Origin of the sequence: Paraburkholderia sp. Ac-20340 (genome assembly GCF_017104965.1) — a bacterium.
Lineage (GTDB): Bacteria > Pseudomonadota > Gammaproteobacteria > Burkholderiales > Burkholderiaceae > Paraburkholderia.
This window is the reverse complement of record NZ_JAAGPR010000008.1, coordinates 290,362-312,506: the sequence shown is the minus strand read 5'-3', so window position 1 is coordinate 312,506 and position 22,145 is coordinate 290,362. Positions and strand designations below refer to the sequence as shown.

Genomic DNA, 22,145 nt, shown 5'->3' with positions numbered 1-22,145 from the left:
GGAGAAACGACCGTGACACACCGCTGTAGCTGGGCCTCGAGCGAAGCCCTCGCGCAATACCACGACGAAGAGTGGGGCGTGCCCTCGCGCGACGACCGGCATCTCTATGAAATGCTCATCCTCGAAGGCGCGCAGGCCGGACTGTCGTGGTCGACGATACTCAACAAGCGCGAAGGATATCGGCGCGTTTTCGCGAATTTCGACGCCGCCAAAGTCGCGCGCTTCACGCCGAAACACGTCGAAGCCCTGATGGCTGATGCCTCGATCGTGCGTAACCGCGCCAAGATCGAATCGACCATTCTCAACGCGCGCGCGGTGCTGCAGATCCAGGCGGAGCACGGCTCGCTGGCCGCGTTTATCTGGTCCTTCGTCAACGACACGCCGTTGCAGAACGATCTGGCTTCCTATCGCGACGCGCCCACCTCCACGGAAGTCTCGGATGCGCTCAGCAAGGCGCTGAAGAAGTACGGCTGCAAGTTCGTCGGCACGACGATCTGCTACGCGTTCATGCAGGCGGTGGGCATGGTCAACGACCACGAGAAAACCTGCATGTGCCGCAAGACGTGCGCGGCGCTCGGCGGCGTAAAGGCGAAGAACAAAAGCCGGAGTAAGCCCGCCGCAACGCAAGACGCCTGACGGCGCGGGAAAGTCCCAGGTCAGCCCGCGCGTGGACCGCGCGCCCTTGTGTATCAAGGCAGCGCGCACTGCCGCCGGGCACGCGGAGGCGCAAAAACACGCCGATTTTTAACCGTCAGGGTACGCCGCCCAACGGTTTTTCTGTGGCGCGCCGTTATAAGTGGAATCGGATGCGTCCGGGGCACTTCGTCTTGACGGGGCCAGTACACGATTCGAATCGGGACACAAGACGAAGAAAGCGCGCCGAAGGGCGTGCGCAGACGCATCCGGCAGACCTAACCGCTGTGCGACGCGCAGGGGGCCGACATGAAAAACCTGCACTTCCTGACTCATCAGGACATCTTCGACCGCGCCGTGGCGCATCTCTACGGCCAGGGCAGCGCAGCCTTGCTGCCGTGCGGCGGCGGCGCTTATCGCGGCGGCTATAGCGGCGGCGGTTTGCATAACTACGGCGGCTGCCCGGTCGGCAGTTTTATTCGGCCGCGCGACTATATGAGCGCGATGGAAGGCATCCCCGTGCGCTTCATCTCGCGCGAGGCGAGCGAAGTGCCCGCCTATATGGATGTGGGCGTGGCCGCGCTCAAGAAAGCGCTCCTGCACGCGCACATCAACATCTACGATCCCAACACCGTCAGCCTGCTGAGTTGCCTGCAGAACGTGCACGATGTCTTCGGGGTGTGGGAATGGCGCGAGCGTCTGCTTTCGATTGCCGCGCAGTTCAGGCTCTCGCCGCAACGGCTGCTGGACGCCGCCTGAACGCGGCCTTTCCACGACATCGGCCGAATAAGCCGACCGAAAAATCCGACGCACAAATGCAAACGGCGGCGCAGCTTCTTTCGAAGCATGCGCCGCCGTCTGGCGGAAGCTGAATCGGCTCTTAGTGGAGCTTCTTCGGCAGCATCTGGCTACGCAGACGCTTGTGCAGACGCTTGACTGCAGCTGCCTTCTTACGCTTACGAACAGCCGTCGGCTTTTCGTACGATTGGCGCTCACGCAGTTCTGCGATCAGGCCGTTCTTTTCGATTGCGCGGCGGAAGCGGCGGATTGCCACTTCGAACGGCTCGTTTTCCTTCAGAAGAATCGTCGTCATGTATGTCCTAACTCAATCACTTGATACGGTACAAAGGCGCGAACACAAATGCATTCACGCACCGGCCCTCCGGTCGTTCACCAACGTGGGGGTGTAACGAGAGGCAAGGCGGCCACGGAGGCCGGAAAAGAGAAGTAGGGGGTTCACAGCGGAACGCGGCCAGGCTGACCTTGCTGCAACACGCCTGACCGCCGGTTTGCGGCCGCCAACAGTAACGAACACGGCAACAAAACAGGCAGAGATCTCAATTCACTCTCAATGATATCAGGAAAAAATCTGGCCGACCAGGGGTTTCTTGTGTCTCTTCAGTCACTTGCGACGCCGGCGCGGGCCGCGAGACGCACCGCGCACCGTCAGGAGTCCTGGGTTAGCCGACGTCCGAACGCCGGCAACCTTTTCCAGATAATCACCCGATAATCAGTTCCTTATCTGTCCCCGATCAGGCGCTCGCCTCGTTGAGCGCCTGAATATCGGCGGGATCGAGTTTCAGGCGCACGGCGGCCGCAAGACTGTCGAGTTGCTCGAGCGAGGTTGCGCTCGCGATCGGCGCCGTGATGCTCGGGCGCGCGATCAGCCAGGCGAGCGCCACCGCCGCCAGCGTGCTGCCGTGGCGCTGCGCCACGAAATCGAGCGCCGCGAGGATGCGGATGCCGCGGTGATCCAGATACTTCTCCACGCGCGAGCCGCGCGCGCTCTTCGCCAGATCTTCGCGCGAGCGATATTTGCCCGACAGGAACCCGCTCGCGAGGCTGTAATAGGGCACGACCGCAATCTGCTGCGCGAGCGCGACGGGCTCGATATCGGCTTCGTAACCGGCGCGATCGTAGAGGTTGTACTCAGGCTGCACGATCTGGTACGCGGGCAGCCCGGTCTTGTGCGCGAGCGCCAGCGCTTCTTCGGTGCGCGCGCCCGTGTAGTTCGACGCGCCCGCGACGCGCACCTTGCCCGCCTCGATCAGCTTCTGGTACGCGCCCAGCGTTTCTTCGAGCGGCACCTTCTGGTCGTCTTCGTGCGAGAAGTAGACGTCGATGTAATCGGTCTGCAGGCGGCGCAGCGAATCTTCCACCGCCGCCGCGATATTGGCCGCCGACAACCCCGGCCGATGCGCGCTCTTGGCGACCTTGGTGGCGATCACCAGCTTGTCGCGCTTGCCGCTCTTCGCCAGCCACTTGCCGATGATGGTTTCCGATTCGCCGCCCTGGTTGCCCGGCACCCAGGCGGAATAGACGTCGGCGGTATCGACGAAATTCAGGCCTGCGTCCACGAACGCGTCGAGGATCGAGAACGAGGTGGCTTCGTCGGCGGTCCAGCCGAACACGTTGCCGCCGAACATGAGCGGTGCGACCTGCAGCGAGGAATTGCCGATCCTGCGTAGTTCCATGATGTCTCCAAAGTAGGGCGAGAGCGGAACCAGTGAGGATACGCCCGCTCGGGCATCGCTGCAGCGCGCTGCGGAAATTGCACTAAATCGTTTGCAAGTGCTGCCGTAAACAAACTTGCACGCGGGAGAAAGCGCATGGCGACCGATAGTACGCAGGAAGCCGGCGACGAGCAAAGGCTGTTATGCGTGCTGCAAATCAGGTCTCGAATGTTTGCGCTTCTCCCTCAAGTTTTCTGCACCCACGCCGTCAACCTTTACTGAGGCGGCCAGCAATGAACCCAGGCTTCCGCCGAAGTCATTGTGGCTTGTAACGGGCTAATTGCCCGACTAGGAGAATTTCCATGCTCGGAATTAACAGCAACATCAACTCGCTGGTTGCACAACAAAACCTGACCAGCTCGGGCAGCGCACTGTCGCAAGCTATTACCCGTCTGTCGTCGGGTAAGCGCATCAACAGCGCAGCTGACGATGCAGCAGGTCTCGCGATCTCGAACATCATGCAGACCCAGATCAACGGTCTGAATCAAGGTGTGTCGAACTCGAACGACGGCGTGTCGATGGTGCAAACCGCATCGAGCGGCCTGTCGTCGCTGACCAGCAGCCTGCAACGTATCCGCCAGCTGGCTACGCAAGCGACCAACGGCTCGATGACCGACGACGACCGCGCAGCACTGCAGCAGGAAGTGACGCAGCAGGTTTCGGAAATTAACCGTATTGCTTCGCAAACGACGTACAACGGCATGAACGTCCTGAACGGCACGCTGGGTTCGGTGTCGTTCCAGGTTGGCGCGAACGTCGGTCAGACGATCACGCTGAACCTGTCGCAAAACATGTCGGCAGCATCGGTTGGCAGCGGCGTTCCGCAAGCTGGCCAGACGCTCGGCACGTTCACGGGCCTGAGCCTGGACGCAAGCGGCGGCGCAGTTTCGAGCGGCTCGGCAGCGATCACGTCGATCAACGTGGTTTCGGACGGCAGCGGCGGCTTCTCGTTCACCGACCAGAACAACAGCGCACTGTCGTCGACGGCAGTCTCGGCTCTGTTCACGGGCGGCACGGTCAGCGGCAACAGCATCGTCGGTTCGGGTACGGCTCTGACGCTGGGCGACTCGGCAATGAGCGGTCTGGGTACCGCCGGCGGTTCGGCTACCGACGCAGCAGTGGTTTCGCAAGTCAACTCGTACAACCAGCCGACCACGGTTGCTAACGTCGACATCAGCTCGCAAAGCGGCGCTTCGATGGCGATGGAATCGGTCGACAACGCACTGAACGTCCTGAACAACCTGCAGGCAACGCTCGGCGCGGCACAGAACCGCTTCACGGCAATCGGCACCACGCAGCAAGCTCAGTCGACCGACCTCTCGACGGCACAATCGTCGATCCAGGACGCTGACTTCGCTCAAGAAACGGCTAACCTGTCGAAGGCTCAAGTTCTGCAGCAAGCTGGTATCTCGGTTCTGGCGCAAGCGAACTCGCAGCCGCAACAGATCCTGAAGCTCCTCCAGTAAGCGCTTCTCGCAGCAAGCCTCGCACGCACCCGCGCCTTATCCGGTGCGTGCGGCGCAAACCGGTCGGGAGGCTCGCCTCCCGATTGGCATTTCCCCGATCTGAATCGAATCAAACGACATCGCCCAAGCAGGGAGCCTGTCCATGTCCACCGTAAATTCGGCCGCCAGCACGATCGCGAGCACCGTCGCCGCTACCACGGCGTCTTCGAATGCCGCACTGCAGGAAGCCGCACAGTCGATCATCAGCGGTTCGACCGGCAACTCGTCGATGGATGTGAGCTCGCTCGTTTCGGCGCTCGTCAATGCAAAGATCGCCGGCCAGGCCGCGACCATCGCGACCTCGCAGTCGACCGACAACACCCAGATTTCCGCCTACGGCACGCTTTCGGCGGCGCTTTCGGCGCTCCAGGCAAGCCTCGGCTCGCTTTCCGACGGCACCACCGTCAATGCTTTCTCGGCGACCACCAGCGGTACGGGCATCACGGCGACGGCTGCCACCGGCGCAGTCGCAGGCACGTATTCGCTCGACGTTGCACAGATCGCCAAGGCCCAGGTGCTGACCTCGAAGGGCTACGGCGCGACGACCGCGCTGGCCAGCGGGTCGGCGACCATGACGCTCTCCGTCAATGGCCAGAGCACCACGATCTCGCTGAATGGCACGAACAGCACGATTTCCGGCATCGCATCGGCGATCAATAGCGCGAGCAACAACCCCGGCGTGACCGCCTCGGTGGTGAATGGCGCCGACGGCGCCCACCTCGTGCTGCACGCGACCACCACCGGTTCGACGAACGGCATCAGCGTCGCGATCAGCGACTCGGCAACCGGTGACGCGCTGAATAATCTCGCCGTCAACACGACCTCGGGCACGTCGCTGACGGGCAACGCCAGCGCGACCTCGGCGAACCTCACGGCCAACCAGTCGAGCATCGATAACACGAGCTACTGGACCCAGTCGACGGCAGCGCAAGATGCCTATTTCACGATCGACGGCACCGGCGTCACCAGCTCCAGCAACACTAATACGTCCGCGCTGTCGGGCGTCACGCTGAGCCTGTCGGCGGCCTCGGTCGACACCACCGGCTCCTCGCCCCAGACGCTCACGATTGCGCAGAACACCAGCGCCCAGTCGAGCGCGATCAACAACTTCGTCACGCTGTACAACACGCTCGTCACGACGATGGGCACGCTGACGTCGTTCAGCTCGACTTCGAGCTCGCAAGGCGTGCTGCTCGGCGACTCGACGCTGAACATGATCCAGAACCAGCTCGCGACGATCGTGGCAACCGGTGTGAAGAACGGCAGCACGACGACCAGCCTGGCGTCGATCGGCGTCACGCTGGGCGCGGATGGCACGCTCTCGATCGACAACGACACGCTCAACACCGCGTTGCAGAACAATCAGTCGACCATCGCCACGCTGTTCAGCTCGACCAACGGCGTGGCCGAGCAGTTGAACACGAACATTGCGAGCTACCTGTCGAGCACAGGCGTAATCGCAACGCGCACCAACGCGCTCAATGCCGATCTGACGAGTCTGACGACAAAACAGAGCAATCTGACTGATTATCAGACGCAGCTCACGAGCATGTACACTTCGCAGTTCACGGCGCTGAACACGTTGATGGCGACGATGAACAACAACCAGCAGTACCTGACGCAGCTCTTCGGCGGCACCAACAGCGCAGGTGCGCTGGCCACCAACAAGAGCTAACGCGAGCTAACCTAAGGACCAAGGGGCGCAAGCATGGACGCACAGACCGGCATCGAACGCATCTGGCAATTCACGAAGGCAATCGAGCAGGCGGCGGCTGTAGGCGAGTGGGAGCAGGCGGCCATGCTTGTGGATGCCCGCTCGCCCCTTCTCATGGCGCTGGGCGCTCAGCAATCGCCCGCCGTTCTCGCGCAGCTGCGTGAAATTCACGCGATCAACGCCCGCGTTGCCGAAGCTGCACAAGTCGCGCAACGTGCGCTCGGCACCGAATATCAGGCGAACATGCGGGCAACCCGCAACGTCAGTCAATATCAACGGATCGCGCAGTTCTGAGCGCGCACGCCGTCCCCGGATAGCACGCGCTTGACGCCCTTCGTGGTGCAAAGCCCGACCCAAAGCCCGCTTCGCGCGGGCTTTTTGTTTTTGCGCCCTGTTTACCGTGCTCGCGCGGCTGCGTCGTGACCGGAAATTTACGCTTCAAAATAGCGGTCGTTTTGACTCCATCTCGGCGCATCGGCCGACAGGCGCTCCCCGCATAATTTCCACACTTCCCGCTCCTGGACGCGTTCGCGCGCCATCGTCATGACCGCTTTCCCCACTTTGACCAATTCAACTTCGCTCCTTCCCGAAGCGCAACGGGAACAGGATATCGATCTCGTGATGCAGGCCGCGATCGAACATCACCGCAAGCAGGAATACGCCGATGCCGCCGCGCTCTATGCCGCGGTGCTCGACGCGGACAGCGATCATGTGGACGCGAATTACCACATGGGCGTGCTGCGCATGCAGACGGGACTGCCCGCTGAAGCCGTGCAGCATTTCGAACTGGTGCTCGGCCATACGCCGAATTTCGCGCAGCTCTGGGTCTACTATTTCAACGCTCTTACCGGCAGCGGCCAGTTCGAAGCGGCGCGCGTCTCGCTGGACCTTGCGCTCCAGTGCGGCTTGCCGCAGGATGCCGTCGCCACTTTGCGCGCGCGCCTTGCCGAAGAAAGCAGCCAGGGGAAATCGACCTCGTCGACCGCCGCGCAGCCGGAGCAGCAGGCAGAGCAAAAGGCCACACTGCAAAGCCCGGCTCAGACACCACCTGCGAGCGACGCCGACCCGCGCCGCGCCACGGTGGCGGAAATGCAGGAATACGCCGACCTCTTCAACGCAGGCAAAATCGATGCTGCGCTAGACGTCGCGCGCCGCCTGAGCGAGTCGTATCCGGGACAAGGCGAATGTTGGCTTGCGCTCACGCACGCGCTACAACGCAACGGCCGCTTCGCGGAATCTGTGCATGCGGCCGAAGCAGCCGCGCGCCTGCTTCCCGGCCAGGTCATTGCACAAACGATGCTGGCCGATGCGCTATACATCGTGCGTCAGTTCGTGCGAGCCGAACAGCACTGCCGTCAGGCTCTCGAACGCCATCCCGACTGCGCCGCCCTGTACCGCACTCTCGGCTCGACCCTTCAGGTGACCGGCCGCAGCGCGGAAGGCATCGCCAATATTCGCCGAGCGGTCGAACTGGCCCCGCACGACGCGCTCGAACTCGACGCGCTGGGTAACGCGCTCGCACAGCACGGCGAGTATGACGAAGCCGAAGTCACCTTCCGTCGCGCGCTCGAAATGGCGCCGGGTCAGGCGCCGACGAACAGCAATCTGCTGTTCGGCTTGATGCACAAGCACGATCTCGACGCGCCCCGGGCGTTTGCGGAATTCCGCGCCTTTGCCGATCGCTACGAAGCGCCCCTGCGCGCGAAATGGCCGCAGCACACCAACGAGCGCGATCCGGCGAAACGTCTGAAGATCGGCTTCGTATCGGGCGATCTGTTCGATCATCCGGTCGCCTATTTCCTGCTTTCGGTGGTCGAGCATCTGGCGCTCGACCCGAACCTGTCGCTGCACTTCTATTCGAACTACGCCGCAAGCGACGGCTTCACTGAAAAAATCCGCGCGCACGCGGCAAGCTGGCGCGAAATCTTCGGCATGAGCGATGAAGTGGTTGCGCAAACGATCCGCAACGACGGCATCGACATCCTGATCGATCTCTCGGGTCACACCGGCCGCAACCGGCTGGTGGCGTTCGCGCACAAACCCGCACCGGTGCAGGTGAGCTGGATCGGCAATCCGTCGACGACGGGCCTCACGGCAATCGACTATTACCTGTCGGACCGTTTCGTCACGCCGCTCGAACAGTTCGCGAGCCAGTTCTCGGAGAAGCTCGTCTTTCTGCCCGCGCTCGCGCCGTTCAAGCCGCATCCGGAAGCGCCGGACGTCAACGAATTGCCTGCGCTGAAGAACGGTCATTTGACCTTCGGCAGCTTTAGCCGCATCGTGAAAATCGGGCCGGAAGTGGTTGCGCTGTGGGCGCGCGTGCTGCGCGAAGTACCCAATTCGCGCATGCTGGTCGGCGCGATCGCGTCGACGGAGCAAATGAGCAAGATTGCCGGCATGTTCGCGAACGAGCACATCGACGCGAGCCGCATCAGCTTCATGCAACGCAAGAGCGTGACCAACTACCTGCAGCAGCATCACATGGTGGATGTCTGCCTCGACGCGTTCCCGTTCGCCGGTTCGACCACGACCATGCATGCGCTGTGGATGGGCGTGCCGACCATGACGCTGCCAAGCTACTCGATGGCGAGCCGCGGCAGCACAGGCTGGCTCTCGCATCTCGGTCTGCAGGACGCGTTCGTGGCAACCGGCAAGGACGACTTCGTGCGCAAGTGCGCTGCGCTCGCAGCCGACCCGGAAGCGCTCGCGACCGTCCGGCGCGAGCTGCGCGGACACTGCATGCAGTCGCCGATCGTCAGCGCAAGCACGATTGCCAACGCCGCGTCGCGCGCGCTGCGCACCATGTGGCAACGCTGGTGCAATGGCCTCGCGCCCGAGCATTTCGAAGTGCAGGCCCAGGACACCTCCGTCGCGCAGATTGAAACGCAGGCGCGCGATCTGCAATCGCATCAGGCCAGCGATGCTGCATCGGTGCGCGCAACGGCTTCGGCGCCCATCACGTCGATCGGGTTGACAACGCCGATGCCTTCGGCGCGCAAGCCGATTCGACTCGTGTGCGGCACCCGTAGCAGCCGCGAGCGCTTCTCGAGCGACACCGCGCTGGGCCGTTCGCTAAAGCTCTACGCGCAATTGCCGGGCATCGAACTGCAACTGTTCGACAGCAACACCCGCGGATTGCCAAGCATCTACAACGCAGCAATCGAAGACGCAAAGCAAAACCCGGCCATCCTGGTTTTCGTCCACGACGATATCTGGCTGCAGGATCTCTTCTGGAACGAGCGCATCCGCGAATCGCTGGCCCGTTTCGACGTGGTGGGACTCGCCGGCAACCTGCGTCGCGTTGCGCGTCAGCCGTCGTGGGCTTTCACACCGGAGCTCAAGTGGGACGAGCGCCGCTACCTGAGCGGGACTGTCGGCCACGGCAAGGGCTTTCCATGCGACATCGCGTCGAACTTCGGCCCCTCGGGACAGGAATGCAAGCTCCTCGACGGCCTAATGCTGATCGCGGACAGCGACACGCTTTCACGTAGCGATCTGCGCTTCGATGAACAGTTCAAGTTCCACTTCTACGATCTGGACTTTTGTCGCGGCGCCGAACTCAAGGGCCTGAGAATGGGCACATGGCCGATCTCGGTCGTGCATGAGAGCGGCGGCGCATTCGGCACGCCAAGCTGGCGCGAAGGATACGCGCAGTATTTGAGCAAATACGGCGAATAATCAGGTCTTCAAACGGGCCTGCCCCGTTATGCAGGAAACCTCAGGCCGGGTCTCGTGGAATCACGAGGCCCGGCTTTCTCTCATGGAGCGGGCAAAAAGCGAAAGGCGCGCCGAAGCGCGCCTTTTCGTTCATCGCGGCTGCCAGAAAAAGCTCACGCCTGTATGACGCTCTGACTTTCAAAAAAACCGGCGAGCGACGTCCCGGCTTCGGCGATGGTCAGCCAATTGATCTCGGCGTGCGCTGAAACCGCCTCCACCACAGCCGGATATTCTCGCGTGGTCGCCTTCAGATAACGCAAACGTGGCGTCCACGCAGGAACCTCGGCATTCAACGTAGTCAGTACGACGACCAGCAGATCTTTCGCGCAATCGGCATCGATACTCTGCAAGGTTTGCTGGATTTTTTGCCCGTCGCCGGCGGGATCGAGAATCAGCACGCCGGCCGTAAGCGCGGTCTTTCCAGACGACGGCTTCGTGGTTGCGGCGTGGCCAGCTTCCCCGTCGCCGGCTTGCGGGCCGCTGCCCGGCGTCACCACGGCCGCCTGGGTGCGCGACTGCACCTTGCGCGACGCCTCCTGGGTGCTTTCGACGAACCAGGGGAGTTGCGCCGCAAACACGCCCATCTGGCTCAGAACAATGGGATGAACGACGCTCACCGTTGCAGCTGCGCGCTGCAAGCCATTTCTTTCGCTCGCCATAGCCGAGCCATTGGTGCCGAACATGAAACTATCCGGCGTCGCGCGCAAACCGCCCTCTTGCATGAAGATGACGGGACAACCGCACATCATGGCCTCGACGCAGACGGCCGACAGTTCATAGCTGTAAAGGACTTTGCCCGTTTGAAGCTTCGCCGCCAGTTCGGCCAGCGAGACGGGGTTTGCCATCGACAGGAGTTCAGTGCCGGGCGGGAATCGCGAAAAATCGATTTTCTCCAGCGGGTAGCGGTATTGAAAGACAAAACTCCTGTCCTTGACCTTTGCCGGATCAGGCTTGAACAGATTCGTATCGAGAACCGGCAAGTACAGGTAGTCGACCTCGTCTTTCTGCTTGTCCCCAATGAAATTCTCGGAGTAATAGAAGATCAGATCTTCCTCTCCTTCGTTCAAAGGTTGCCCCGTCAGACGACCCACGGTGTTCAGAATGTAACGGACACAGACCTGCGCGCCTAGCGGATTGCCGGACACGACCTCGGGGTACACGACGATCGGAACCCGTCCACGCTGTCGATGACTGTCAGCATGTTCAGCCGACAAAACGGGGGTCCGCAACGCAGGATTCACCACGGAAGTGCCGACGATATACGCTTCGTGACCGCGACTGTTCAGCTCATGGCAAAGCGTGTGCAGGACGACGATGCCGGCGGAGGTTTCCCGATACGCGGGCGCGTAGATGTAATAGGGATGCGGTGATGAATGTTGCGAAGCGCTAGTCGACATAATTCGCGAAATACGGTTTAGGGGCGGCGGCAAGTCGGGGCGGCGGGCCGGCGCCAGCGGATCGATTCACGGGCGCACGAAATAACGGCTTTTGCAGCTGCCTTCGTAGTTAACGGACTCCAGCACGCCGTTCTGAAGTGCTGGCTGCCCTCGCCCGCCACCACAGCGAGGTTCGCGCGAAAGCGCCGCAGTCAATGCGCTGAAATGGCATGGATTTGGGCCCTAACTCGGCCCTTGGTGCGACGGCAAGCAACGCGATAATCATTCAAATATCGCCCTGGTGCGCTGGCGTCGGCCTCCGGCCCGCGCAGGTGGCCAGCGAGCCCCAGCGCACAAGACCGCAAGATCCAGACCGCGAACCATGAATGCCAGCCTCCCCGCCGAGTCCCTTCCCGATCTCGCGCTTGAACGCATCTATGTTACCCAGCCGCATCTCGCGCCGCTGAGTGAGTTCATCCCGTATCTGGAGGAAATCTGGCAGAGCCGGGTACTCACCAATGGCGGGCCGTTTCATCAGGCATTCGAAGCGGCCCTGAGCGAATATCTCGGGGTCGAACATCTCGCGCTGTTCTCCAACGGCACGCTGGGTCTCGTGACCGCCTTGCAGGCGCTTCGCATTACCGGCGAAGTCATCACGACGCCCTATTCCTTCGTGGCGACGGCACATTCGCTGCTGTGGAACGGCGTCAAGCCGGTGTTCGTCGATGTCGATCCTGCCACGCTGAACATGGACCCGGCGAAGATCGAGGCGGCCATCACGCCGCAGACCACGGCCATCATGCCCGTGCATTGCTATGGTTATCCGTGCGACATCGAGGCGATCCAGCAGATTGCGGACAACTACAACCTCAAGGTCATCTACGACGCCGCGCATGCGTTCGGCGTGCGCAACGAAACGGGCAGCATCCTGCGTGCGGGCGATCTCTCGGTGTTGAGCTTTCACGCGACGAAGGTGTTCAACACCTTCGAAGGCGGCGCGATCATCTGCCCGGATGCGAAAACGAAGCAGCGTATCGACCATCTGAAAAACTTCGGCTTCGTCGATGAAACCACGGTCGTGGCGCCTGGCATCAACGGCAAGATGAGCGAGATCAACGCTGCGTTCGGACTGCTGCAACTCAAGCATATCGACGACGCGCTCGCGCGCCGCGCCGAAATCGCTCGCCGCTACTGCGAGCAGCTTGCTGACATGCCGGGGATTCGCTGCCTGCCGGCGTGCGAGCGCGGCATCGCGAATCACGCGTATTTCCCGATTCTCGTGGAAGACGACTATCCGCTCGATCGCGACGCACTGTACGAAGCATTCCGCCGGCAGGACGTGATCGTGCGCCGCTACTTCTACCCGCTGATCTCCGACTTCCCGATGTATCGCGGCCTGCCTTCCGCGCAGCGCGCGAACCTGCCGGTCGCCGCGCAAGCCGCGCGCAAGGTTTTGTGCCTGCCGATTTTCCCCGCCCTTACCGCCGCGCAGCAGGATCGCATCGTCGATATCATCGCAAGCCACGTGCGCTAGCCACCGCGCGCCGGTCCGCACGCGAACAAAGAAAAAGCCCGCATTGAACGATGCGGGCTTTTTCCTTTCGAGCGCGAAGTCTCAGTCGCTTTCCACCATCGCCGCGCGGATGCGCTCTGCGATCTTTGCCGCCACGAGACCGTGCTTCTCCAGCAGATAGCGGTATTCGCCCGCCTTGTCGAAGCGGTCCGGCAGGCCGATCAACAGCTGCGGGGGTGCGTTGCGTTTGGCCGCCTTGTACTCGGCAACCGCGCTGCCCAGCCCGCCAATGACCGAGTGCTCCTCGACTGTCACCAGCAGCTTCGAACGCGCCATTGCCGCGTCGATGGCGGCCGTATCGATCGGTTTGAGCGTATGCATGTTGACCACGCCCACGGAAAGCCCTTCGGCCTCCAGCAGCTTCGCTGCGGCGAGCGATTCGTAGACCATCGTGCCGTTCGCGACGATGGTCACGTCCGAGCCCTCGCTCAGCGTATGCGCGCGGCCAATCTGGAAATCGTAGTCTGCGGTGTAGACGGGAGGATTGTTGACCGCGCCGGTGAGGCGGATATACATCGGCCCTTCGAACGCCGCTGCGGCTTCGACCGTCTTGAAGATCTCGGCGCAATCCGCCGGGCACACCACCGTCATATTCGGAATGGCTCGCATGACCGCCGCGTCTTCGATGCCGTAGTGCGAGTTGCCGAGGAACGCCATCGACACGCCGCTGCCGATCGCCACGGCCTTCACGTTCATCTCCATGTAGCCGAGATTCATGCGGATCTGCTCGGCCGCCCGCATCGAGATGAATGGCGCAAACGAAGTCGCGAAAACGTTGTAGCCTTCTTTCGCGAGACCGGCGGCCACGCCGATCATGTTCTGCTCGGCAATACCGACGTTCAGGAAGCGCTCCGGAAAGGCCTTTTTGAAGCGATCGAGCCCCGACGAATTGCCGAGATCGGCCGACATCACCATCATGTCCGGATACTGATCGGCAACCGACAACACAGCCTGGCCGAACACGCCGCGCGAACCGAGCCGCGACCATTGGCGCGCATTGCTCGCGTTGATTTCCACCATCTTCAGATCTCCCTTACTCCACCAGCGCGCCGAGTTCGGCGAGCGCGAGATCGTAGTTCGCGCGCGTGAGCCGGTTATGGTGCCATTCGTTGTTGTTTTCCATGAAGGAAATGCCCTTGCCCTTGACCGTATGTGCGACGACTGCGAGCGGTCTGCCCTCTGCGGGCGCCGTCTCGAAGGCCGGCACGATCTGGTCGACGTCATGGCCGTCCACCTCGCGCACATCCCAGCCAAAGGCGCGCAGGCGCGCCGCGAGATCGCCGAAATCGATGATCTGCGTCGAGTCGCCATCGCTTTGCAGCTTGTTGTAGTCGATCACGACAGCAAGGTTGTCGAGCCGCAGCTGCGCCGCCGCCATGAAGGCCTCCCACACCGAACCTTCGTTGCATTCGCCATCGCCGAGCAGCACGAACGCGCGGTACGACTCGCGCTTTTTCTTCGCCGCGAGCGCAATGCCGACCGCCATCGAAAGACCCTGCCCGAGACTGCCGTTCGACGACTCGATGCCAAGATCGAGATTCATCACCGGGTGGGCGATCAGGTCGCTCTCGTTGGTCTTGAACGTGTTGAAGGTCGCCTCGTCGATGAGGCCGGCCGCCAGCAGCGCCGGGAAGTAACCGAGCACGCCGTGGCCCTTGCTCAGGATGAAGCGGTCGCGCTGCGCCCAGCGCGGGTCGTTGCGGTCGTAGCGCAGCACGCGCGCGTAGAGCGTCGCCATGATTTCGACCATCGACAGACCGCCGCCCAGGTGAGCGCTCTGGTTGCAATGATGGCTGATATCGAGAATCTTCTGGCGCATGACGCGCGCCATACGGTCGATTTCGGGGTAGGCACTCATGAGAAGTCCTTGAATCAAACGATGCCGCCGTCCACGCGCAGAGTCTGCCCGGTGACGAACGAAGAGAGGTCGGACGCGAGGAACAGCGCCACGTTGGCCACGTCCTGCGCTTCGCCCGCACGCTTGAGCGCGGAAGCGGCGACGAGTTGTTCACGCGCGGCCTCGGCCATCTGCTCGAACATTTCCGTGCGCGTGGGCCCCGGCGCGATCGCATTCACGCGGATGCCGCTTGCACCCAGTTCGGTCGCCATGCTCTGCGTGGCGCGCGCGAATGCGGCCTTGCTCGCGCCATAGGCGAGCGTACCAGGGTCAGCAATCATCGCGGCCGTGGAAGCGAGGTTGATGATCGAGCCCGACTTGTTGCGCGCCATGAGCCTTGCGAGCCCCTGGCTCAACTGGATCTGGCCGAAGAAGTTGATTTCGAAGACACGGCGCAATTCGGCCATCGCGGTCATCTGCATGATCGAGCCACTCGCCACGCCGGCATTGTTCACAAGCACGTCGATGCGTGGCGACGCCACCATGATCGACTTGATCGCGGCCTTGATCGAGGTTTCATCGGCGAGGTCGAGCGCGATGGTCTGCACGCGTGCGCCGTGCTCCGCTTCGAGTGCAGCGAGCCATTGCGTCACCGCCGCCGCGGCGGGGTCGCGCACGCACGCGAGCACGCGCGCGCCGTTGGCGAGAAAGGTTCGCGTGATCGCGTCGCCGATCCCGCGATTCGCGCCGGTGACGACTGCCACCTTGTCATTGAGCAACATCGGAGTGTCCTGTGGTTTCATTTGCGGCACCCGCGTCGATCCCGGCGGCCGCACGCCAGATCGGACCGCGCTCGTACACTGGCTCGAGAATCGTCCAGTCGTCGGCGGGCAGTTCGGCGCCGGCAGGAAACGGTGGCACCGGGCCGGCTGAAATGGCGTTCAGCACGATGCGATCCGTGTAATACGCGCGCATGGCGTGCGTGACGAATGCGGAAAACACGCGTACGTCAGCGAGCTTGCAGGCGTTGATCGCGGCCAGACGCGACGTGGCGTCGAGTGTTTCGAACCCTCGCCCGAAGCGCTCGTGCGCCACCCGTGTGAGCACGCCCAGAAACGCGTCGACCTGTTGCGTTATGCGATGGCGCAGCTGATAGCCCTCGAAGTCGATGGCCGAGGCATTCGGCACGCCGAGTGCGGCGTCGCCCGGCAGCATCGTGTCCAGCACGAGTTCGATCATTGCGGCGTCTCCATCAGCGTGTTCAGGTTGCGCTGCAGGTAATCGCATGCCATCAGCGTCAGCGCCTGCGCCGTCGCGACGGGGTTCACCGCGCCGGCGGTCACGAAAATGCTGCTGTCGACGACGAAAAGATTCTTTACTGCATGTGCCTGGCCGTAGCGATTCACGACGGAAGTCGCAGGATCGTCGCCCATGCGCGTGGTGCCCATCAAATGCCAGCCGGTGTGGCGCACCGGCGCAAACGACGACACGACTTTTGCGCCTGCCGCGGCGAACACAGCCTTGCTCGCGTCGATACCGTGCTTGAGCATGCGCTTCGTGTTCTCGCCGAGGCGGTAGGTGATTTTCACGCCGGGCATGCCGCTCGAATCGCAGTTCGCGTAGTCGAGTTCAACCCGATTTTCCGGCTCCGGCAGATCCTCGGTGATAACCGCGATGCCGACCGTGCGGTTGTAAAGTTGGGCGAAACGCTTGTGATGATCGGGCCCGAGCGGCACCTGGCGCATGAAGTAACCGGACACGGCCGTTTCCGCCGGCGGCGCGCCGCGCAGTACCTGCATGGTGTAGCCGCGCACGAAATCGTGCTCAGACGACGTTTCGTAAAACTGCTGGCTGAGCATGCACGCGCCATGCGGCCCGAAGCTCGACTGCAGATCGTCTTCGAACACGCCTTCGGTATACGCGAGCGGATGCAGCATGAGATTGCGGCCCACGAGCCCGTTGTCGTTGAGCAGACCGTCCGGAAACGCGCTCGACTTCGAGTTGAGCAGCAGGCGCGGCGTGCCGACGCCGCTGCACGCCACGACCACCACGCGCGCTTCGAGTCGCTGCTCGCAGCCGGCCTCATCGGTGTAGAGCACGCCATCGGCGAGCCCGCGCGCGTCGAGCGTGATCTCGCGCACGCGGCATTGCGTGCGCACCTCGACGCCCTGACGCTGCGCCTGCGGCCAGTACGTGACATCGACGCTCGCTTTCGCACCTTGCGCGCAGCCGGTGTTGCACGGACCCAGATTGATGCAGGCACCGCGATTGCCGTGACGATGCGTGTTGATCGCCGCATACGAAGGCCACCAGTGCCAGCCGAGTGCATTGAACGCGCCGGCCATCGCACGACCTGCCGGCCCGAGCGGAAGCGGCGGGAGCAACGATTCGTACTCCGGATTAGCGGGGTCGCCGACCAGCCCCGCCACGCCCATCATGCGTTCGTTTTCGGCGAAGAAGGGCTGAAGGGCTTCGTAGTCGAGCGGCCAGTCGTCGCCGACGCCGTCGAGGCTGCGCGTGCGGAAATCCGACGGATGAAAGCGCGGGAAATGCGCGGAATACAGGATCGTGCTGCCGCCGAAGCCGTTGAAGTTCGCAATCGAGATCGGTGAGGCCGAATCGTCGACCGGATAATCGGCGGCGTTCTGGCGCACCGACGGATTCGAGCTGTACGCACCGGCGCGCTCGAGCTCCCAGTCGATTTTCGTCGACGGGTACCCGGAGGGCGTCGTGCGTGCGCCCTGTTCGAGGCAAACAATGCGCAGGCCAGGCGAGCGCGAGAGCGCCCACGCGGCGGCCGCGCCGCTTGCACCCGAGCCGACGATCACGATGTCCGCGACATCTTTCATGCCGATACGGCCTTCGGCGGAAGGAACTGTTCGAGGATCTCGGGAATCGTGATCAGCATGTCGGCTTCGCAAGCGACTTCGCCATCCACGCGTGCAATGCCACGCCCCTTGCAGATGCCGCGGCGCCACGACAGCACTTCGGTCTCGATCTCGAACTTCTTGCCGGGCAGCACTTCCTTGCGATAGCGCACCGTGTGCTGGAGCGCGTGCGTGACCTTGCCCTTGAGGCCCGGCAGCGTGGTGATCGCGACGGTCAGCATCTGCGCCAGCGCTTCCAGTTGCAGCGCGCCCGGCATATTGGGGCCGCCCGGGAAATGCACAGGGAAGTACCACTCGTTCATGGTCAGGTTCTTGTAGCCGCGCGCGTACTTGCCTGGAAGAACCTCGTCGACGTGGTCGATCATCAGGAAGGGATAGCGGTTCGGCTGGTAGGCCTGAAGTTCGATGCAATTGAGGCTGAAGCTTTCCATCTGTTTCTCCGGTGCAGCGCGGGTCATTGAATGTCGACCACGCGCGAGAGACTGGCGACGATGTCGTAGCCGTCCCACACGATATTCATATCCAGTGCCCGGCCAACCGGCACCACGCGATCCACGCCGCGCAGGCGCTGGGCCACGACGAAGTCGCGCAACGCGGTGCGCTCGAGGCCGAAATAAGTCAGGGTCTGATAGCGCTCGTTGACGAACGGCGCGAGTGCGTCGAGCGATGCGAGCGTCACCTCGTGGATCGTGCCGAAATACCCGCGACGGCTGTCCTGGTCCTGCGCGAGCTCCGACAACCCGATCCGGTAGAGCACGTTGCCGTGCTGCTCGACCGCGAGTACACGCTCGTTGCTCACGGCATGGCGGCAGGCATCGACGTATTTGTCCATCATCTGAACCGCGCTGGCCGCATAGCGCGAGCGCGCGTATTGCGCGAGCGCCGGCCACAGGCGCGCCTGTGCGGCGACGACATCGTGCGCTGCGCCAATCCACGCGACGAGCTGCGGCGACGAGCACGCCGCCTGGTCCATCAGATACAGATCGTTGTAAAGACGCCCGCAGAGCGCCAGCATCTCCGCGTGATCGAGTGCGAGCACCGCGTGCGGCTCCAGCACGCAAAACGAGTAGCGGTCGGGGAACGCCACTTCGCGCGAGCGCGGCCGGCACGGCAGGCTGCGCATGTGCTCGACGGTGGCGTCGCCGCCCCACACCACGCGCGCATCGGCAGCGGTGAGCCAGAATCGGTTCACGTCGTCGTCGCGCTCGAAACGCAGAACGAGCAGCCCTTCGGCCACTTCCGCATACTTCTGTTCGCCGAGCAGTTGCGTGAGCGCGGCCACGATGCGCTCCGTCGCTGGCGCGGGCTTCGACGACAGCCGCAACACGCAGGCATTGCCCGAAAGCAGACCGAACGCGAGCGAGAACGCGAAGTTCACGGGCACGTTCGAAGGGCAGATGTGAAACGAAAGACCGAGGCCGAGACGCACCGCGTCTTGCGCGTCGCCCGCGCGATACCTGTTCGCGAGCTGCGCGAGATTCGCGCGGCGGCACCAGTAGGCGAACGTCACGACGTCCGGCAACTCGCGCGCCTGCGGGTATGCGAGTAGCACGCGCGAGAGGTCGGCGAGAAAATCGATCCGCAGCGGATCGAACACCGGCGCGGGCGTGCAGGAAACCTGCTGCGGATCGCCGATCACGACCTCGAGCTTCGCGCGAATCTCAGCGGGAATACGTATCACTGCAGCCCCTTGTTTCGGCATTCTGGATGCGACCATGCACCTTGAAATACGTGCCTTTGCGTCCGCACGGACAATCGTCCACGCCAACGATCTCGCCCTCGTCCTCGCTCAGCAGCGAATGGCCCGGATAGCTGTGCGGGATCACGGAAAGCAGCTGGATCAGCCCACGTTCTCCAGGCGGCAGCACCCCGAAATCGACCGGGTCGCGCACGATCACGTCCGACCACGACGAGGCGTGTTGATGACCGTGCTCGCACTCGACGAAAATCGAACCGGTCTGCTCGACCATGCCGTAGTAGTTGTGCACGCGCGAGAGCCCGGAGACTTTGCCGATGCGCTGGCGAAAAACATCGGCACTCACCGCCTGCGACTGCAGTTGCTTCCAGCCGCCGCCGTGGATCAGGATGCCGTGCTCGAGCGGCAGGGTTTCGCCACTGGCTTCGAGCGCCAGCACGAGATGCAGCCACACCACGAAGGTGAAGCCGAACATCAGGATGGGCTGGTCGGGATATTTCGCAAGGAAGGCGCGCACGCGCTCGACATTGAGCGACATGTCGTCGTCGAGAGCGAATTCGACATCCCGGCCGAACATCGAGAAACCCTGAATGCCCGCCGTGCGCGCAGAAAAGCGATAGCGGTTTGCCACCGTCGCGCGGCAGTCGATCACGAGCATCGGCAGGCGCTTCGGACCGATCAGGTCAGCGACGATGCGCGCCAGCACTTTCACCTGCAGCGCGGCGGTCTGACGGTCGAGAAAGATCTGTGAAACGCTCTGGCCACTCGTGCCGGACGAAGTCATGGTCTTGACGACCTCGGCCTGCGGCACGCTCAGCAGCGTTTCGTGCTTGAAGAGACGCACCGGCAGGAAAGGCAGCGTAGCAAGCGAGCCTGCGGCGCGCGCAAGCCCGAACTTGTCGAGGATCGCGCGATACCCCGTGCATCCTTCGTAGTGCAGACCGGTCAGGCGATGCAGTTCGCGCAGCAGGCTCGCATCCTTCTCCGACTTCGCCATGCCATACACGGGCCACTGGAGAACGTCGTTCAGGACAACTGGCTCAGACATGGATAGTCCACCTTTCCTGTGGGCAAGCGCGGCAGTTCGGTCAAGGCGTTGACGGCAATCGCCGATGGATGCACGCCGATACGCTGCGCGAGATCGGCACGCAAAGCCGGCGCATTCCATTGCGGCGTCTGCTCGGCGTGAATCACGAGCTTGTCGTCCGCACCGTGCGCCGCGCACACCACGCCCAGGTCGGCGGCGATACGCTCCACGGCGTCGAGCGAGACGCGAATGCCAAAAATCTTCAGAAAACGCCGGCGTCGCCCTTCGATGTAGAAGCAGCCTTCCTCGTCGATGCGCGCAAGGTCGCCCGTACGCAGCACGCCGCGATTCACGTCGCCGAGCGCGAGATCATCGGCGCACCCGGCGTAGCCCATCGAGACATTCGCGCCGGCGTAGATCAGTTCGCCGACTTCGCCCGCGGCATCGAGCACGCGACCGTCATCGCTTTCCAGCCAAAGACGACCGCCCGGAATCGCGCGACCGATGCTACCGGCCTTGTGCGCGATTTCCTCGGGCTCGAGATACGCGATGCGCGCTGTCGCCTCCGTCTGCCCGTACATCGGAAAGAAGCGGATGCCCTTCGCGCGACAGATTTCGGCGACTTGCGCGAGCTTCGCCGGGTCGAGGCGTCCACCCGCCTGTGTGAGCGTGCGCACCGAAGGCAACTCCATGCGCGCGAGCCGCAGCTTGAGCAGCATGTCGTAGCTGAACGGCACGCCCGCAAAGCTCGTGACGCGCTGCTCGTTGACCTGACGCCAGAATCCGCCGTCCATCAGCGAACCGTTGGACAGCACGATCGACGCGCCCACCCGCAGATGGCTATTGATGACCGAAAGGCCGTACGAATAGTTCATCGGCAACGAGGTGATCGCGCGCTCGTCGCAGGTGATGCCGAGGTACTGCGCAATCGAGTCCGCGTTCGCCTCGAGATTGGCCATCGTCAGGCGCACGAGCCTGGGCGAACCCGTCGAGCCCGAGGTCGCGAGCAGCAACGCAAGATCCGCGTGCAGCGCGGGGCGGGACGCAGCCGCGAGCGGCAGGCGATAAAGCCCGTAGCCGCCGGCCTCGCGCACGAGCGTGGCGCCGTCCGGCAAGGTCGCCGTGACCGGCATGAAAACGAGCGACGGCCGATAGACACCCATCAGGCGCGCGAACTGTGCTTCGTGAATATTGCGGGCGAGCAGTAGTGCCACCGCGCCACCGCGTTGTGCACCGAGGTAGCAGAGCGCGGTCGGCAGATCGTTGTCCCCGAGCACGAACACCAGCTCTCCGGCCGCCAGGTCTGCCGCCCAATCATCGATTGCCTCGTGCAGCCCGGCATAGCTCAGCGCGCGCCCATCCTGTTCGATGAAGGCGGGACGCTGTGGATGCTCGCGGCTGATGAGGCTCACTCTCATACTTCGACGCCGTATTTCTTGAGCTTGTCGATACCGATGGTGTACGAGCCGAATTCGATGATGTCCTCGGTTTCCATCATGATGCCGAACGCGTCTTCGAGGGCCGCGATCATGCCCATGTGGCCAACCGAATCCCACGCCGGTACGCACTGATAGACGAATTGATCGTTCAGCGCGTCCTGCGGGACTGCGAAGCAGTCCATGAACACCTTGTCGTACGTTGCCTTGTTAGTCATGTTCGATACCAA

General features: G+C 62.9%; 20 protein-coding genes. 7 read left to right on the top strand and 13 right to left on the bottom strand.

Translation table 11 applies throughout. The annotated features are described in order from the left end of the window. Positions 1–12 precede the first annotated feature (12 nt). Both G3N59_RS14075 and G3N59_RS14070 read left to right on the top strand, forming a co-directional pair. The gene (locus G3N59_RS14075; protein ID WP_205983227.1) at positions 13–636 is read left to right on the top strand and encodes a DNA-3-methyladenine glycosylase I; all 624 of its coding nucleotides are present in this window, start codon (positions 13–15) and stop codon (positions 634–636) included. Between the two features lie 306 nt (positions 637–942). Beyond that, positions 943–1,392 (top strand): hypothetical protein, encoded by a 450-nt coding sequence (locus G3N59_RS14070; RefSeq protein ID WP_205983226.1) that lies wholly within the window; start codon positions 943–945, stop codon positions 1,390–1,392. Positions 1,393–1,513: 121 nt separating this feature from the next. On the opposite strand, the gene rpsU is transcribed toward G3N59_RS14070, so the two are convergent. Together rpsU and G3N59_RS14060 are read right to left on the bottom strand one after the other, a co-directional pair. Beyond that, entirely contained in the window at positions 1,514–1,726 is a 213-nt protein-coding gene (rpsU, locus tag G3N59_RS14065; RefSeq protein WP_006401410.1) for a 30S ribosomal protein S21, read from the bottom strand. A gap of 439 nt (positions 1,727–2,165) precedes the next feature. After that, on the bottom strand, positions 2,166–3,107 hold the full coding sequence (locus tag G3N59_RS14060) for an aldo/keto reductase (RefSeq protein WP_205983225.1): 942 nt from the start codon (positions 3,105–3,107) through the stop codon (positions 2,166–2,168). A 341-nt stretch (positions 3,108–3,448) separates the two neighbouring features. Here G3N59_RS14060 and G3N59_RS14055 point away from each other — a divergent pair, with 341 nt between their 5' ends. The 4 genes from G3N59_RS14055 to G3N59_RS14040 all read left to right on the top strand — a co-directional run bounded on the left by G3N59_RS14055 (position 3,449) and on the right by G3N59_RS14040 (position 10,043). Further along, positions 3,449–4,612: a flagellin gene (locus G3N59_RS14055; RefSeq protein ID WP_205983224.1), complete on the top strand. Its 1,164-nt coding sequence runs from the start codon at positions 3,449–3,451 to the stop codon at positions 4,610–4,612. A gap of 142 nt (positions 4,613–4,754) precedes the next feature. Next, positions 4,755–6,326: a flagellar filament capping protein FliD gene (gene fliD, locus G3N59_RS14050; RefSeq protein WP_205983223.1), complete on the top strand. Its 1,572-nt coding sequence runs from the start codon at positions 4,755–4,757 to the stop codon at positions 6,324–6,326. A 33-nt stretch (positions 6,327–6,359) separates the two neighbouring features. After that, positions 6,360–6,659, top strand: coding sequence for a flagellar protein FliT (locus G3N59_RS14045; protein WP_205983222.1), 300 nt, complete (start codon positions 6,360–6,362; stop codon positions 6,657–6,659). Positions 6,660–6,908: 249 nt separating this feature from the next. Next, the gene (locus tag G3N59_RS14040; RefSeq protein ID WP_205983221.1) at positions 6,909–10,043 is read left to right on the top strand and encodes a tetratricopeptide repeat protein; all 3,135 of its coding nucleotides are present in this window, start codon (positions 6,909–6,911) and stop codon (positions 10,041–10,043) included. A 152-nt stretch (positions 10,044–10,195) separates the two neighbouring features. Here G3N59_RS14040 and G3N59_RS14035 read toward each other — a convergent pair whose 3' ends face one another. Next, positions 10,196–11,479 carry a hypothetical protein gene (locus tag G3N59_RS14035; RefSeq protein ID WP_205983220.1) on the bottom strand — a complete coding sequence of 428 codons (1,284 nt, stop codon included), beginning with the start codon at positions 11,477–11,479 and terminating at the stop codon, positions 10,196–10,198. A 361-nt stretch (positions 11,480–11,840) separates the two neighbouring features. Here G3N59_RS14035 and G3N59_RS14030 point away from each other — a divergent pair, with 361 nt between their 5' ends. Further along, on the top strand, positions 11,841–12,992 hold the full coding sequence (locus G3N59_RS14030) for a DegT/DnrJ/EryC1/StrS family aminotransferase (protein ID WP_205983219.1): 1,152 nt from the start codon (positions 11,841–11,843) through the stop codon (positions 12,990–12,992). Between the two features lie 81 nt (positions 12,993–13,073). Here the strand turns inward: G3N59_RS14030 and G3N59_RS14025 are convergent, their stop codons facing one another. Genes G3N59_RS14025 through G3N59_RS13980 form a run of 10 tightly spaced genes read right to left on the bottom strand, consistent with a single transcriptional unit; the run spans position 13,074 to position 22,133 of the window. Beyond that, entirely contained in the window at positions 13,074–14,051 is a 978-nt protein-coding gene (locus G3N59_RS14025) for a transketolase C-terminal domain-containing protein (protein WP_205983218.1), read from the bottom strand. Positions 14,052–14,064: 13 nt separating this feature from the next. Continuing rightward, on the bottom strand, positions 14,065–14,889 hold the full coding sequence (locus G3N59_RS14020; protein WP_241023424.1) for a transketolase: 825 nt from the start codon (positions 14,887–14,889) through the stop codon (positions 14,065–14,067). 14 nt (positions 14,890–14,903) lie between these two features. Then, the gene (locus tag G3N59_RS14015; protein ID WP_205983217.1) at positions 14,904–15,650 is read right to left on the bottom strand and encodes a glucose 1-dehydrogenase; all 747 of its coding nucleotides are present in this window, start codon (positions 15,648–15,650) and stop codon (positions 14,904–14,906) included. Further along, complete coding sequence (locus G3N59_RS14010; protein ID WP_205983216.1) at positions 15,637–16,107, bottom strand: hypothetical protein; 471 nt, start codon at positions 16,105–16,107, stop codon at positions 15,637–15,639. Before G3N59_RS14010 ends, G3N59_RS14015 begins: the two co-directional genes overlap by 14 nt. Next, on the bottom strand, positions 16,104–17,717 hold the full coding sequence (locus tag G3N59_RS14005) for a GMC family oxidoreductase (protein ID WP_205983215.1): 1,614 nt from the start codon (positions 17,715–17,717) through the stop codon (positions 16,104–16,106). Before G3N59_RS14005 ends, G3N59_RS14010 begins: the two co-directional genes overlap by 4 nt. Continuing rightward, the gene (gene fabZ, locus G3N59_RS14000; RefSeq protein ID WP_205983214.1) at positions 17,714–18,187 is read right to left on the bottom strand and encodes a 3-hydroxyacyl-ACP dehydratase FabZ; all 474 of its coding nucleotides are present in this window, start codon (positions 18,185–18,187) and stop codon (positions 17,714–17,716) included. Before fabZ ends, G3N59_RS14005 begins: the two co-directional genes overlap by 4 nt. A gap of 23 nt (positions 18,188–18,210) precedes the next feature. Further along, positions 18,211–19,437, bottom strand: a complete 1,227-nt coding sequence (locus G3N59_RS13995; RefSeq protein ID WP_205983213.1) for an acyl-CoA reductase — start codon at positions 19,435–19,437, stop codon at positions 18,211–18,213. After that, positions 19,418–20,500 carry an acyl-protein synthetase gene (locus tag G3N59_RS13990; RefSeq protein WP_205983212.1) on the bottom strand — a complete coding sequence of 361 codons (1,083 nt, stop codon included), beginning with the start codon at positions 20,498–20,500 and terminating at the stop codon, positions 19,418–19,420. Before G3N59_RS13990 ends, G3N59_RS13995 begins: the two co-directional genes overlap by 20 nt. After that, on the bottom strand, positions 20,479–21,897 hold the full coding sequence (locus tag G3N59_RS13985; protein ID WP_205983211.1) for an AMP-binding protein: 1,419 nt from the start codon (positions 21,895–21,897) through the stop codon (positions 20,479–20,481). Before G3N59_RS13985 ends, G3N59_RS13990 begins: the two co-directional genes overlap by 22 nt. Further along, positions 21,894–22,133 carry an acyl carrier protein gene (locus G3N59_RS13980; RefSeq protein ID WP_167063794.1) on the bottom strand — a complete coding sequence of 80 codons (240 nt, stop codon included), beginning with the start codon at positions 22,131–22,133 and terminating at the stop codon, positions 21,894–21,896. Before G3N59_RS13980 ends, G3N59_RS13985 begins: the two co-directional genes overlap by 4 nt. Positions 22,134–22,145: the final 12 nt, after the last annotated feature.

Bases quoted from the DNA above. Each gene is read 5' to 3' on its own strand.
- G3N59_RS14070 (WP_205983226.1), top strand. From the start codon at position 943: ATGAAAAACCTGCACTTCCTGACTCATCAGGACATCTTCGACCGCGCC.
- rpsU (WP_006401410.1), bottom strand. From the start codon at position 1,726: ATGACGACGATTCTTCTGAAGGAAAACGAGCCGTTCGAAGTGGCAATC.
- G3N59_RS14060 (WP_205983225.1), bottom strand. From the start codon at position 3,107: ATGGAACTACGCAGGATCGGCAATTCCTCGCTGCAGGTCGCACCGCTC.
- G3N59_RS14055 (WP_205983224.1), top strand. From the start codon at position 3,449: ATGCTCGGAATTAACAGCAACATCAACTCGCTGGTTGCACAACAAAAC.
- fliD (WP_205983223.1), top strand. From the start codon at position 4,755: ATGTCCACCGTAAATTCGGCCGCCAGCACGATCGCGAGCACCGTCGCC.
- G3N59_RS14045 (WP_205983222.1), top strand. From the start codon at position 6,360: ATGGACGCACAGACCGGCATCGAACGCATCTGGCAATTCACGAAGGCA.
- G3N59_RS14040 (WP_205983221.1), top strand. From the start codon at position 6,909: ATGACCGCTTTCCCCACTTTGACCAATTCAACTTCGCTCCTTCCCGAA.
- G3N59_RS14035 (WP_205983220.1), bottom strand. From the start codon at position 11,479: ATGTCGACTAGCGCTTCGCAACATTCATCACCGCATCCCTATTACATC.
- G3N59_RS14030 (WP_205983219.1), top strand. From the start codon at position 11,841: ATGAATGCCAGCCTCCCCGCCGAGTCCCTTCCCGATCTCGCGCTTGAA.
- G3N59_RS14025 (WP_205983218.1), bottom strand. From the start codon at position 14,051: ATGGTGGAAATCAACGCGAGCAATGCGCGCCAATGGTCGCGGCTCGGT.
- G3N59_RS14020 (WP_241023424.1), bottom strand. From the start codon at position 14,889: ATGAGTGCCTACCCCGAAATCGACCGTATGGCGCGCGTCATGCGCCAG.
- G3N59_RS14015 (WP_205983217.1), bottom strand. From the start codon at position 15,650: ATGTTGCTCAATGACAAGGTGGCAGTCGTCACCGGCGCGAATCGCGGG.
- G3N59_RS14010 (WP_205983216.1), bottom strand. From the start codon at position 16,107: ATGATCGAACTCGTGCTGGACACGATGCTGCCGGGCGACGCCGCACTC.
- G3N59_RS14005 (WP_205983215.1), bottom strand. From the start codon at position 17,717: ATGAAAGATGTCGCGGACATCGTGATCGTCGGCTCGGGTGCAAGCGGC.
- fabZ (WP_205983214.1), bottom strand. From the start codon at position 18,187: ATGGAAAGCTTCAGCCTCAATTGCATCGAACTTCAGGCCTACCAGCCG.
- G3N59_RS13990 (WP_205983212.1), bottom strand. From the start codon at position 20,500: ATGTCTGAGCCAGTTGTCCTGAACGACGTTCTCCAGTGGCCCGTGTAT.
- G3N59_RS13985 (WP_205983211.1), bottom strand. From the start codon at position 21,897: ATGAGAGTGAGCCTCATCAGCCGCGAGCATCCACAGCGTCCCGCCTTC.
- G3N59_RS13980 (WP_167063794.1), bottom strand. From the start codon at position 22,133: ATGACTAACAAGGCAACGTACGACAAGGTGTTCATGGACTGCTTCGCA.